Below are 12,982 nucleotides of genomic sequence, written 5' to 3' on the forward strand. Positions count from 1 at the left end.
TCGAAGCCGTTTCTCGGTGGTGGTTCGCAATCGACGTTCCTGTGAACGGAACGCCCAGTGCGTCTTTCCCTAGACAGCATCGCTCATCGCCAGTTCCTGCGGGAGCCGTTCGTCCCTTTCGCCGAACGCCCGGTCCAGGGCGGCTCTGAGCGGTTCATCGCGCACATGCCGCGCGGGGTCGTATTTCACCACGCGGCTTCGGTCGAACTGCCAGTTGGTGTTTATGCCCTTTAGGTGACGAAATTGCACGGCGGGGCTGGTGGGCAGTTGGAGATCCTGGATCCAGTGCGTGCGCCACGCGCACTTCTCCTCAATACGCGAGGGGATCAGCGCCCACTTCGTAGCGCACGCATCAGTGTCCGGGTTGAAAAGGTCGTAATCCGAGTGCCTTGGAGTCCTGTCGGCGGGAAGCTCGGTGGCCTCGATCCACCGGCCTGCAAACAGGATGCCTCCGAGGGCGCTGTCCCCGACATGCTCGAAGACGGAGCGTCCATCCTGGGTCACTGCAAGCTCGTCGATGTCCGCGTTGATCACGCCCGCCGCTTCCGAGAGGAACCGCCTGCGTGCATGCTCGAGCATCGTGGCCTGGCAGAAATTCCCGAACGGACCGATGCCTCTTGTCTGGGGACCATAGAAGTAAGGCCAGTGGACCACGACAGCCGCGGCGAGACCGTCCACCTGGCGTAACTCCGCCAAGATGTCGCGGAGGCGGTAACGGTCAGACGCATTGTCGTAAATAAGCACCGCGTCGACTTCGTGCTCCTTTACGTAATATCGAGCCCAGTCCGAGATCCAATGAAGATCATTGTTCTTTGACAGCGTCATAAGGACACGTCGCCCTTTGAAGGTGTCCGTGTCAGCGCCATTCACCCGGACGGCGCTGCGGACGATGTCCGAATGCAGTTCCAGTATCTTGGCCGGTCTCTGCGTCCAGAGGTGCGAACGCTGGGTTCGCCTGATGTCCTCGAGCACCGGCTCTTGAAGCGCCGGCACCCCGTCTATTAGAAACTCGGCGCTGCGGAGCTCCTTCGCCAGGTTGTATAAAGGAGGGCCTGCGAGAATGATTTTATCTTTGAAGTTGAATACGTCATAAAAGATTCCCCGATAGTCGTATCTCTTCAGATCGGCGGGGTTTCCGCGGCGAACAGACTTGCGGACGTTGCGCCTGACATCTAGCGCTTCGGGAATGAATATGCTCGAAACGTCCGCGATATAGAAATTCATGCTACCTTTCCCGGAATGCAGCGCCACAGCCCGCTCGCGATACGGCGCCCGGAGCCGGCTGTCGAGACGCGGCTCAGGCCAGAGCCGTCAGACACTCGGAACGGCGCTCTGGCTGAGAATCCTCGCTTCGAGGTGATTGATCAACCGGGCGCAGTTCTGCTCATCACCGAACGCGGTGAATTTGTCTCGGACGTCGTCGATTTTTTGGATCATCGTCTCCATTTGCCCCACTCCCCAATCTTCGACGACGCGCTCGAAACCCTGCAAATTTTCCACGATCGGGCCAGGCAGGATCTCCAGGTTGACGTAAGGCGCCTCCGCCAGAAAGAATTCGTCGCGATCAAACATGAAGAATATAGTGGGACGTTCTATATACAAAAGATCAAAACAGAGGGACGAATAGTCCGTAACGAAAAGGTCATACTCGGGCAGCCCGCTGACCACCTCCCTTAAGGTTTTCTGTTGAACGCCTTTTGTCGCAAATATAGAGGCGAACCGTTCGAAAATGCTATGAACGCAGAAGACCACCTCAAAATTGTGAGCGTCCGCCCGCCGGGCCATAATCTCAAGCGCGGCCTTCCATTGTTCGAAAAAGCCGGACTGTCGGAAGTCGTCGAAGCTGAGCTTGTCGAGCCGCTTTCTCCATGTGGGAAAGACCAGCACCTTCCTTCGACGGGCCTCCCCCGCAGGTCGGTGCTGCTGAACCCGCTCGGAGAGCCGATCCCACCGCGGAAGCCCCGACACAATGACATCGTTGGGAGAAAAACTGCATTCTCTCACAACAAGGTCCTGCTCCCGCCGTGAGCTGACATTAAACAGATCATAGCCACATGTTCTCTTATGGTAGTCGCGCAGAACTGGCTTGATGGCTAAAACGCCGTGCTGAAGGAAGAGCGTAACCGGCTGGGTTTCGTCCTCCTCGCTGGCGCGGCGCATCAGATTGGGCATGACATAGACGGCGTGGTGGGTGAACAGCAGCGCGCGCGCCTGTCGGCACGCCCGCAGATGCTCTACGCTTCCGTATTCGAGGATATGCGTCCCGTCCGGCTCGAGGCCGTCGTGGTTGTGACGATCGATGATGTACGCGGGTTGTCTCTCTGCGCGGTGGTGGCGGAGATAGTTGAATATCTCCCAACCATTGTCGCGCGCAGTGGTGGTGTATTCCCCGCACAGCCAGCGTCTCTTTTCATCGTTGCGTGTCCGGAAGCTCGGATCGACGAGCCTCGACACTTCCTCCGCGTCGTCCTGCTGGAAGGAGAAGTACTCAAGGCGGATATTCTTGGTCGCACGATCCTGAAACGAATGAACGAGGGCGAAACGATCGTCGATCGTGCCGCTGAAAAGATCGGGCTTTTTGAAGAAGTTACTGTTGTAAGGGAAGATCCCGCGGAGGCGTCCGGAATCGACCCTCACCATTACGCTGTATAGGCCTGGGCTCTGAAAGCAGGAGCGCACATCGACGATCGCCTCGCCGTGGAGCACGGTCTGCCCACTGAAGTGGTGATGCAGAGCCGCGCTGACGCGGTACGCCTTTTTTGCCGGCGACACGGTCACCGGAATTTCAAAGGATCGCGCCTCGTCTCTAAATTTGTATACGACCAACTCCATCGACTGCGGCTGCGTAAAGCCGAACGACGTGAAAGTAAACGTCAGATGGCCGTTGACCAGATTGATCCGCTTGATGTAGTGCCGCCAGTCGTCTTCGACGGCGGTGGGCGGCGCGGCGTCAGGATCGAAGCAGAGATGAAGGTGGTGCCTCGTGCAGTACCATCCCGCGGGCAGCCGCATAATCGTGCCTGCGACCCAGATGCGCGTCCTTTCGCCGTCCCTGCGGTCCGCATAGAACGTCACTCGCTTTCCGAGGATCGCATCAGGTATAAAGGCGTGATAATATATCAGGCCCTCGGACCGATGCAGAGCTTGATAATAGATTGGGGTCCGACGGCGATCCTTATCCACAGCTACAATCGACCGCATGTGCCGGAACGATTTAGCTTGGCAAGCCCCGGTGATTCGAACGCCGTGCCCGGTTCTCTCGACCTCCAAAGCAAGGTGCAGAGGGTCGTTCGGCAGGAGGCCCGTCATCAGTCTCGGTGTCTGAGGACCGTCGTCGACGTCGCCTTCGACCTGACGCTCGGGCATACTGATAACGTTCACAATATTGATAATCCCCGATCAGCCCTGCGGGCGAAGGGTTGCAAACGGGGGTCACGCTTGTCAAGCTGTCTGGCGCCCGGCTTGCTTATCCACCTCGCTAACGGTGAACTCGGCGGACGCGCTCGCGTCCGCGCTTAAGGTATTCACGCGCGGAGATTTGTCGATGCCGCTTTTTGTCCGGACGCCGCATAATGATGTGGTTATCAAAGCACATGGGACCTATAGACGATATCTTAATGTTCTTGATCGGAAACAAACAGCCGTTCAACGAGCATTGCGACGGGGCGGTCTCAGCGAGTACGAACCGGCGGTGCAAGCCACTCTTCTGGCCTTGGTCGAGGGGGCGCCGGCGTCCCATGTCTTTTATGACGTCGGGGCCCACATCGGGCTTTATTCTGCCCTTATCAATGCGGTCTATCGCCGATCCCACATAAAGGTCGTCGCGTTCGAAGCGGCGGCTGAGACCGCCGCCATATGCAGACTGCTCGTGGCCAAGAACAGACTCGATTTCGAGGTGGTTGAACTTGCTGTGTCTTCTACGGCGGGAACGAAAAAATTCTTCATTTCGCCCAAGGCCGAGACGTCGAACTCTCTGAATCCGAAATTTCGTACGGGGGCGCAGTTCGTTGAAGTTCAGGCGACCACGATCGATCAGTTCGTCGCTCTCGGCGGCCCGGCGCCCACAGTGATGAAACTCGACGTCGAAACGCACGAGCCTGACGTTATAAAGGGCGCCGCAGCGACGATAGAGCGATGCCGGCCATGGATCGTGTGCGAGTTTCTGGATAAGGCGAACAGGCGCAAAGTACAGAATGCCGTGGAGACCCTGAAGGGATTGAACTACAGCTTCTATCGTCTCTCCGACCCGCTGTGGCATCCTCACTCGGTGGATGAGGTCGTGAACGACCTCGACACCAAGGACCGCGACTGGCTATTGGCGCCAAGTCCGGTTTGGGACGGGCTAAAGACGCGCATTCGCTCATGGAGCAATGCGATCGCGGAATGCACGCCGGTGACAAATCTGGTGGTGAATTCCGGCGAAGCGGCGCCGCCGGAGGTGAGCGCAAGCTGGTGAAGAGGCTAGGCCGGGAGCCGCGGACGGAGCGTCTATGATCTTTTTCCGCTCGGAGCTGGTCCTGTTCCTATCAGTCGTTCTCCGAACTCGTCTTCAGGATATCGGCCAGGCGGAGCCCCGGCCGGGCCAATCGGTCGAACACGGGGGCGGTTGGCCAAAACGTGTCCCTCAGGCGATTCCGCGACGACCAGGGTCAGGGGCGAGGCCACACATGCCCGCATGCGCTTGATGGAACTGGTGGGCCCGGCAGGCCTACCGGTCGCAAGTAGCATCAGGCACTTAGATCAAGGTGGGGCAAGCGGAAAACCTAAGGGTTTTCAGAGCCGCACAACCCAGCGTGTCCCACTCGCGGCGCCGCCTGAACGCCAAAAGCGAAACGCCGCGGCCCTGGCAGGGGCACGCGGCGCGGATCGCTTACAGGATGGCTGGCTGGCCGATGCGGAAGATACCGCGGCACCGCACGATCGGCAAGCGTTGCGAGTGGCTCGCAACTACGGGCTTGCCGAAGCGAGTGCCCGCCTGATCGCGGAGCACGCGTGGGGGTGCGGCCGATGAGCTGCCTTCCTCCCGACTACGATTTTTGGCGCGACAGCGCGAACATCGTCGTCCCGAGCCAGCCGCCCGTCGCCATCTACACGAACACGGCGGACGAAGTGGTGCTTCGCCAGGTCGAGGATGACGAGGACGTCGTCGTTCGCGTTCGCCCGGAACACGTCATGGCTATCTGCCGGGCGATGCTGCGGGAGATCGGCCGCACCCTGTCCGATGGCGCCCCGCAGCCTGTTCCTGCCCCGGAGCCGGTCGCGAAGGACCGAACCGGAGCAGAGAGGCAACGCCGTTACAGGGCGTCACGCCGTAACGGAGGCCGTGACGTAACGCCTCGTAACGGTGACGCTCCGAACCTCTTCCGAGAGGCGGCCGAATAGCCGCCGACGATCCGGCTTTCCCTGAAAGCTCAGGGGAAGTCCCGCGATCGTCGGCGGCGCGCTGTCAGGCGTCGTCGCTCGGAGGTCCCTTCGACGCCTGTTCGCTCCGTCCCGATCGCGAAGCACCTCGCGACGGGTCTTCTGCCGTTCTTGCCCCCGCCGCCGCGTGATCGCTGGTCCGCCGACGATCGCCGTCCATGAAGAGCTCACGGCCGCCTAGGGCCGAAGACAACCCAGGACGCTCCGCCGGAACTCACCTCGAGAGAGGGCTCCGACGGCCCCGTAGCGGATGCGCGCGAGGGGATAGCCCGCCCAAACGACCCCCTATGCTGGCCGACATGGCTGGGGAGGCGACTGGCCCACGATACGGGCAGGCGGGGTAAACGGAGCTGAGAGCATCCCTCCCAGGCCGCGACCTACCGAAGGGTAGGGGAGGAAGCGGAGGCGGAGCTATGCCAAAGCTTATGCGAACAAGCTATCGAAGCTCGCGCCGCTCCATGACAGCTTAGGTACTGCCGGGATTGGAGGCACGCGCGGAACGGCGGGCACTGGTGGAATACGAGGAATGCGCTTAAGCGGCGGGACCTTGGGAACAGGAGGAAGCGGTCCACCGCTGGTGAGATTACCAGGGCTGTAAAGCACTGCCGCGCCTTTATGATCGCGGATCCATCCGCCACTCACCACAGCTACGTGGATGCCCCGGTTGGAATATACGTTTTGCCCTCGTACAAAGCCGAGGGGTGTTCCGTCCCACCGATAGAGTGTGCCGTTGTTGTTGATGTAGTGCGAAGCTCTGCCAGAGCGATCGTAGAAGTCCATGATAGTCCTCGTGAAAAACCAGTAATATAAAGCGGCGCACGGCTAAGCCGCCGTACTCCGATGCTATTTATGGTGTGCGTCTTCACGGATTTGAAGCCCTGCGGCGCGCCTATCTGCGCCCATCCATGGCTCGCGTGAAACCCATGAGCGCCGGCATCATGGCGCATGCTTCAGGACACAAGCGAGCGGATTGAACCGCGGCCCCGGCTCTGCCCGGCAGAGAAGGCGCGCCTCGTCGTCGCCGCGACGGAAGTCGGCCAGCGCATCGGCGCTCAGACGCCTAAGCTCCGCGAGGATCTGAAGCGAGCGATCGGCCGCGAGCCGACCTTCGCGGACATGATGGGCTTCTGCCTCGTCGTCATGACCGACGCGATGAACACGATCGCCGCCGGCGTGATCGCGCTAGGCGGGACCGACGAGGATGCGGAGGACGTCTGCCTCGCGGTGCAGGACGGCATCAGCAGCGCTGTTGGGGGCACGCTCCATTGAGCCGCCTGACCGCACGCAAGCGAGGTTATGGAGCGAAGTGGGAGAGAGCCCGTCTCGGCTTCCTGCGCGATCACCCATTCTGCGTCGCGTGCGCTTCCGAGAACCGTCGCCGCCTTGCGACCGTCGTTGACCACAAGCGTCCGCACCGTGGCGACCAGCGCCTGTTCTGGGACCCGACCAACTGGCAGGCCCTCTGCGCCGAGCATCACGACCGCGACAAGCAACAGGCCGAAACCTGGGGCTACAGCAACCGCGTCGGGCCGGACGGCCTCCCGACGGACCCGCGACATCCGTTCAACCGAGGCGAGCCGAACGTCGACGACGTCTTCCCGCCGAAGGGCCGGGGGGTCTCAGAGTCCGGGCCGATGGGGGCCGGACCGGCATGGGCGCTTGCGACAGAGTTAGTTTCAGATCGGGGGCGCTGCTGATGGGCGCGCGCGGTCCCGGCGCTCGAGCGCGGCTTGTCGCTGCGGCGCAGCTTCCGAAGCGCCAGCGTGCGCTGCCGTGGGCGCGGAAGGGCTTATCGCGCGTCGCGCGCGTTATCGCCTTCCTCGAGTTCCTGCCGATCACGAAGGGGTCGCTCGCCGGCCGGCGGATGAAGCTGCTCGTTAAGCAGCGGGAGTTCGTCGAGCGGGTTTATGGCGACCTCGACGCCAAGGGACTGCGGCGCCGGCGGATCGGCGTTAAGAGCGAGCCGAAAGGCAACGGCAAGAGCGGCCTCTGCGCCGGGCTCGCGCTTTGTCACCTGCTTGGCCCTGAGAGCGAGCCGCGCGGCGAGGTCTATTCGGCGGCTGTCGACCGCAACCAGGCCGGCCTGATCTTCCGGGAATGCGAGGCGATCATCCTGCAGGTTCCGGAGTTCGCCGCTCGCGTGAACGTCGTGCGCTTCCACAAGCGAATCGAGGTGCTGGACGGAGACGGCAAGGGCTCGACCTATGAGGCCATGTCGGCGGACGCCCGCTCGGCTCACGGGCTCGCGCCAAGCCTCTTCGTCTATGACGAGCTCGCGCAGGCGCCGAACCGCGAGCTGCTCGACGCGCTGATCAACGGCTGGGCAAGCGCAAGGAAGCGCTCGGGCTGATCATCTCGACGCAGGCGCCGAGCGACGATCATCCGCTCTCCCAGATCATCGACGACGGGCTGACCGGCGCCGATCCCTCGATCTTCGTGCAACTCCTCGCGGCGCCCGCCGACGCCGACCCGTTCGCCGAGGAGACATGGAAGGACTGCAACCCTGCGCTCGGCAAGTACCTGTCGCTCGCCGAGATGCGGCAGGCGGCCTGGCGCGCGCGGCGCATGCCGGCGTTCGAAGCCGGCTTCCGCAACCTGCGCCTCAATCAGCGAGTCGACGCCAACGAGGAGGAACGGGTCGCGACGCTTCCCGTCTGGAAGCGCGGCGACCATCCCGTCGACCGCGAGCGGCTGAAGGGCCGCCTGTGCTTCGCCGGGCTTGACCTGTCGGGCAAGCACGACCTCACGGCCGCGGTGTTCGTCTTCCCGAGCGACGACCCGGCGCCGGTCTATGACGTCGTGCCGCTGTTCTGGACGCCCGAAGATCAGCTCGCACAGCGGAAGGCCGCCGAGCAGGAGCGGTTTCGCCTCTGGATCGACCAGGGGTTCATGATCACCACGCCCGGTCCGACCGTCCGCTATGACTTCGTGGCGGCGCAGCTCGCGGCGTTCGCCGCCGAGCACGACCTCCAGGCGATCGCCTATGACCGCTGGCGGATCGAGGATCTGAAGGCCGACCTCGCGAAGATCGACGCGCACTTCCCCGTTCCGCTCGAGGAGTTCGGTCAGGGCTATCAGAGCATGTCGCCGGCGATCGAGTGGTTCGCCGAGCTCGCGCTGACCGGCCGGCTGCGCCATGGCGGGCATCCCGTGCTGACGGCCGCCGTGTCGAACGCGATCACGGTCCCGGACCCCGCCGGCAACCTCAAGATCGAGAAAGGCAAGTCGAACCGCCGCGGTCCGGTCCGGATCGACGGCGCGGTGGCGCTGATCATGGCGCTGTCGATCGCCAAGCGCTTCGAGAGCGAGCCGCGGGGCAACGTCGACGACTTCCTCGCGAACATGGTGTTCGCCTGATGGCCGGCGCGTTCGGGACGTTCCTGCGCAACTTCACCCTTCGCGAGCGGAAGGTGTGGCTGTCGTTCTTCGGCCGGGAAACCTGGGCGGGGAGGGCGGTCACGCCGGCGACTGCGATGGAGGTGGCGGCGTTCTGGGCCTGCGTCCGGCTGCTCGCGCAGACGATCGCGACGCTGCCGCTGGGCGTCTACCGGCGCCGCCCGGACGGCGGCCGGATCCTCGCGAGCGACCATGCGCGAACGCCGACCAGACGGCGTGCGAGTTCTGGGAAGGCGTCGTCGCCTGCCTCTGCCTCTGGGGCAACGCCTATGTCGAGAAGTCGCTCAGCGGCGGGCGGCTGGTCGCGCTGACGCTGCTCCGGCCGGACCTGATGCAGGTCGACCGCCGCGAGGATGGCTCGCTCCGCTACCGCTACAGCGATCCGAGCGGCGCCATCGAATACGACGAAGGCGAGCTGATGCACGTCCGCGGCTTCGGCGTCGGCGGCGACCTCGGCTTGTCGGTCCTCGCACACGCCCGCCAGACGATCTCCTCGACGATCGCGACCGACGAGGCCGCGGCGCGCACCTTTGCCAACGGCATGCGGCCGGGCGGCTTCTTCACCTACGAAAAGGGCTCTCTCGCCCCCGAGCAGCGCGAGCAGGCCCGGAAGGCGCTGATCGAGCCGATGCAGGGCGTAGAGAACGCCGGTCGGATCGGCCTCCTCGAGGCCGGCGGCGGCTTCAAGTGGCAGGAGGTCGTGATACCGCCGGCGGACGCCGAGCTGCTCGCGTCTCGCCGCTGGCACGTCGAGGAGGTCGCGCGCTGGTTCGGCATTCCGCCGATCCTGATCGGGCACGCCTCCGAAGGCCAGACGATGTGGGGCAGCGGCGTCGAGCAGATCATGCTCGGCTGGCTCACCCTGGGCCTGCGCCCGTATCTCACGCGGATCGAGCAGGCGGTGAAGCGCTCGCTGATCGCGCCGGCGGAGCGCGCCACGCTCTACGCCGAGTTCGCCGTCGAGGGCCTGCTCCGCGCCGACAGCGCTGGCCGCGCCGAGTTCGCGTCGAAGATGATCCAGAACGCCGGCATGACGCCGAATGAGTGGCGCGCCAAAGAGAACATGCCGCCGATCGAGGGCGGCGATCAGCTCTTCATCAACTCGACGCTTGTCCCGCTCGCGATGGCCGGCCAGCGGCCGAGCCGCGTCCAGCCGGCGCCGGGCGAGCCGATCCCGGAGGATGTGTGATGGCGCTGTCGCTCAAGACCCGCGACCTCGGACTTTCCGTGAAGGAGATCCGGCCGAACGGCGTGTTCTCCGGCTACGCCTCGCTCTGGGGTGCGATCGACACCTATCGCGAGCGCGTCGAGCGCGGAGCGTTCGGCGAGAGCCTGGCCGCAGCGGCGGAGAAGAACCGGGCGCTCCCGATCCTCTGGCAGCATCGCACAGCCGAGCCCATCGGCGTCTGGACGAAGCTCGAGGAAGACGAGCGCGGCCTCTACGGCGAGGGTGAGCTCTGGCTCGACGAGGCGCCCTATGCTCGTGTTGCGCACAAGGGCATGGCGTCGCGCTGCGTCACCGGCCTGTCGATCGGCTACTTCGTCCAGGACGACAGCTTCGACGACAAGGAGCGGGTCCGCACGCTGAAGAAGCTGGATCTCCGCGAGGTGTCGATCGTGACCGACCCCGCGCTCGAGGAAGCGCGCGTCGACACCATCAAGGCCAAGCTCGCTGCCGGCGAGCAGATCAGCGAACGAGAATTTGCGCGGGTCCTGCGGGAGCGGGGCTTTTCGCGAACAGCGGCCGACGAGATCGCCGTCGTCGGCTTCACGGAATGGTCGCGTCGGGAGACGGGGACCGTGACGGCGAACAGCCCGGCCGGCTGGGGCGACCTTGCGAAGGCGCTCGGCGGCCTCTCCCTCCCGAAATTCGGAGACTGAACATGAACGCGATCATTCACCCCCGCCTCTTCAATGACGGCCCGATTGAGTTCGGCCGCAAGGACGGCGGCCAGCACAGCGCCGGCGGCGCTGCCGACGACAATCTCGAGCTCAAGAGCGTCATCGAGGCAATCGGCAAGCGCGACCGCGAGATGGTCGACTTCGCCAAGAAGGCCGACGCCGAGATCAAGGCGACCGGCCAGATGGCGACCGAAACCAAGTCGGCGCTCGAAAAGCTGGCGACCGACGCCTCCGGCCAGCAGGCTCGGCTCATGGAGCTGGAGCAGAAGCTCGCACGCCGCGGCGGAGCGCAGGGCGCCGAGGCGCTTCCCTCGCTCGGCGAGCAGCTCTCCGGCAGCGACGACTTCAAGGCGCTCCAGCTCCGCGGCAAGGGGCGCGCCGTCCTCAAGGTGAAGGCGGTGACGTCCGTCACGTCGACGACCGCCGGCACGGGCGGCGTCGGCGCCGCGGTCCAGCGCACGCGCCTGCCGGGCGTCATCGCGCCCCCGGACCGGCCGATGACGATCCGCGACCTGCTGATGCCCGGCCGGACCGACTCGAACGCGGTCGAGTACGTCCGGGAGACCGGCTTCCAGAACATGACGGCGCCGGTCGCCGAAGGCGATCTGAAGCCGCAGAGCGATCTCTCTTTCGACCTGCAGACGACGCCGGTTCGCACGCTCGCGCACTGGGTGCTCGCGTCCAAGCAGGTGCTCTCAGACATCCCGCAGCTTCAGAGCTACGTCGATCAGCGGCTTCGCTACGGCCTGACCTACGTCGAGGAAATGCAGCTCCTCGCCGGCAACGGCGCGGGCCAGAACCTCAACGGGCTCATCCCCCAGGCGACCGCCTACGGGTTCGCGGCCTACTCGAAAGCGGCCGACACAAAGATCGACCGGCTGCGGCGCGCCATGCTGCAGATGCGGATCGCCGAGTATCGGGCGAGCGCGATCGTCATGAACCCCATCGACTGGACCGACATCGTCCTGACGAAGGACTCGATCGGCCAGTACGTCTGGTCCGACCCGACGGTGAATAACGGCCAGAACCTCTGGGGCCTGCCGGTGGTCGACACGAACGCCATGGCGACGGGCAAGTTCTTGGTCGGCGCCTTCAACATGGCCGCGCAGATCTTCGACCGCGAGGACGCCAGCGTCGAAGTGTCGACGGAGGACAGCGACAACTTCCGCCGCAACATGGTGACGATCCTCGGCGAGGAGCGTCTCGCCCTCGCGGTCTTCCGGCCGCAGAGCTTCGTCTACGGCAACCTCGTCGACGGTAACGCGAGCTGAGGGACGTCGGACCTTCGGGGGTCCGGCTCCGGCCGGGCCTCCTCAACCCTGAGGAGACCGCAATGTCGAAAGCGAAGATCCTGAAGCCGTTCAACCAGCACGCCGCCGGCGGGATGGTGCATCCCGGCGATCCGGACATCGAAGTCAGCGACGCCGAGCACGACGAGCTCGCGGTGCTGGGGCATGTCGAGCCGCGGAAGCGAGACGCCAAGGTCGCGCCGGCCGCGGACAACAAGATGAAGCCGGCGCCGGCGAGCAAGGCGGGGGCCTGACGCGATGCTGACCGTCGTCACCCCCGCGACCTCAAGCCTGCTGACGACGGTCGAGCGGGCGCGCTCGCTGCTTGGCCTGGACGCCGGCGTCGACACGGCCGCCGCGCTCCAGCGACACATCGCGACAGCGTCGCGCGTGATCGCCGACTACTGCCGTCGGCCGTTCGGCGTCGAGACGCTGAAGCAATGGGGAGAGGGCGACGTCCTCAACGGGATCGCCTTCGCCCGCACGCCGGTCCGCTCGATCGCCAGCGTCTCGATCGGGAACGCCGACCTCGCGCCGGACGAATACGCGATCGACGCAGGCTCGGGCTCGCTGCTGCGAATGGGCGAGTGCGACGTCGTGCTCTGCTGGTGGACGGCGCCGACGATCGTCTACGAGGCGGGCTATCAGCTCCCGACCGACAACAACGCCGGCGATCTGCCCGAGTCGGTTGAGCGCGCCGCGATCATCCTCGCAGGCAGCTACTTCGCCGGTGCCGGCCGCGACCCGCTGCTGAAGAGCGAGGACATCGACGGTTTGGCGTCGGCGTCCTGGTACGTGCCCGGCGCGGCCGACCAGGTGCTCGTCCCTGAGGTCGCGCAGATCCTCGCGCCTTATCGGAGGTTCTGGCCATGAAGCGCGGTTCGCTCAGGCCGGACGGACCAGTCGGCCAGTGCCCGAAACAACCCCGACAGCCTGCGGCGACTAGTTCCGGGGGCGTGGTCCGCGACCATTTC

Annotated in this window: 13 protein-coding genes; 10 read left to right on the plus strand and 3 right to left on the minus strand. The window is 64.5% G+C overall.

Annotation, left to right across the window (positions count from 1 at the left end; genetic code table 11):
- Positions 1-69: 69 nt before the first annotated feature.
- Positions 70-1,224 carry a hypothetical protein gene (locus PKE75_RS08735; RefSeq protein ID WP_271168322.1) on the minus strand — a complete coding sequence of 385 codons (1,155 nt, stop codon included), beginning with the start codon at positions 1,222-1,224 and terminating at the stop codon, positions 70-72.
- Between the two features lie 87 nt (positions 1,225-1,311).
- Positions 1,312-3,366, minus strand: a complete 2,055-nt coding sequence (locus PKE75_RS08740; RefSeq protein ID WP_271168323.1) for a CDP-glycerol glycerophosphotransferase family protein — start codon at positions 3,364-3,366, stop codon at positions 1,312-1,314.
- 178 nt (positions 3,367-3,544) lie between these two features.
- Between PKE75_RS08740 and PKE75_RS08745 the strand changes: the two genes are divergently transcribed.
- The gene (locus tag PKE75_RS08745; RefSeq protein WP_271168324.1) at positions 3,545-4,456 is read left to right on the plus strand and encodes an FkbM family methyltransferase; all 912 of its coding nucleotides are present in this window, start codon (positions 3,545-3,547) and stop codon (positions 4,454-4,456) included.
- A 1,388-nt stretch (positions 4,457-5,844) separates the two neighbouring features.
- On the opposite strand, the gene PKE75_RS17925 is transcribed toward PKE75_RS08745, so the two are convergent.
- Positions 5,845-6,201, minus strand: a complete 357-nt coding sequence (locus tag PKE75_RS17925) for a 4-fold beta flower protein (RefSeq protein WP_428979122.1) — start codon at positions 6,199-6,201, stop codon at positions 5,845-5,847.
- Between the two features lie 165 nt (positions 6,202-6,366).
- Between PKE75_RS17925 and PKE75_RS08750 the strand changes: the two genes are divergently transcribed.
- The 9 genes from PKE75_RS08750 (at position 6,367) to PKE75_RS08785 (ending at position 12,881) form a co-directional block, all read left to right on the plus strand.
- On the plus strand, positions 6,367-6,690 hold the full coding sequence (locus tag PKE75_RS08750; protein ID WP_271168325.1) for a hypothetical protein: 324 nt from the start codon (positions 6,367-6,369) through the stop codon (positions 6,688-6,690).
- Complete coding sequence (locus tag PKE75_RS08755) at positions 6,687-7,118, plus strand: HNH endonuclease signature motif containing protein (RefSeq protein WP_271168326.1); 432 nt, start codon at positions 6,687-6,689, stop codon at positions 7,116-7,118. Before PKE75_RS08750 ends, PKE75_RS08755 begins: the two co-directional genes overlap by 4 nt.
- Positions 7,118-7,771 (plus strand): terminase large subunit domain-containing protein, encoded by a 654-nt coding sequence (locus PKE75_RS17815; protein WP_309298808.1) that lies wholly within the window; start codon positions 7,118-7,120, stop codon positions 7,769-7,771. The genes PKE75_RS08755 and PKE75_RS17815 overlap by 1 nt, the downstream gene beginning before the upstream one ends.
- Positions 7,772-7,857: 86 nt before the next feature.
- On the plus strand, positions 7,858-8,778 hold the full coding sequence (locus PKE75_RS17820; RefSeq protein WP_309298809.1) for a terminase TerL endonuclease subunit: 921 nt from the start codon (positions 7,858-7,860) through the stop codon (positions 8,776-8,778).
- A gap of 55 nt (positions 8,779-8,833) precedes the next feature.
- The gene (locus tag PKE75_RS08765) at positions 8,834-10,006 is read left to right on the plus strand and encodes a phage portal protein (protein ID WP_271168327.1); all 1,173 of its coding nucleotides are present in this window, start codon (positions 8,834-8,836) and stop codon (positions 10,004-10,006) included.
- Positions 10,006-10,698, plus strand: a complete 693-nt coding sequence (locus PKE75_RS08770) for an HK97 family phage prohead protease (protein WP_271168328.1) — start codon at positions 10,006-10,008, stop codon at positions 10,696-10,698. The genes PKE75_RS08765 and PKE75_RS08770 overlap by 1 nt, the downstream gene beginning before the upstream one ends.
- Positions 10,699-10,700: 2 nt before the next feature.
- On the plus strand, positions 10,701-11,990 hold the full coding sequence (locus tag PKE75_RS08775; protein ID WP_271168329.1) for a phage major capsid protein: 1,290 nt from the start codon (positions 10,701-10,703) through the stop codon (positions 11,988-11,990).
- A gap of 62 nt (positions 11,991-12,052) precedes the next feature.
- Positions 12,053-12,262: a hypothetical protein gene (locus PKE75_RS08780; protein WP_271168330.1), complete on the plus strand. Its 210-nt coding sequence runs from the start codon at positions 12,053-12,055 to the stop codon at positions 12,260-12,262.
- Between the two features lie 4 nt (positions 12,263-12,266).
- Positions 12,267-12,881, plus strand: coding sequence for a hypothetical protein (locus tag PKE75_RS08785; RefSeq protein WP_271168331.1), 615 nt, complete (start codon positions 12,267-12,269; stop codon positions 12,879-12,881).
- Positions 12,882-12,982 lie beyond the last annotated feature (101 nt).

The sequence above is a fragment of the Hansschlegelia plantiphila genome, assembly GCF_027922265.1.
Taxonomy (GTDB): Bacteria; Pseudomonadota; Alphaproteobacteria; order Rhizobiales; family Methylopilaceae; genus Methylopila; species Methylopila plantiphila.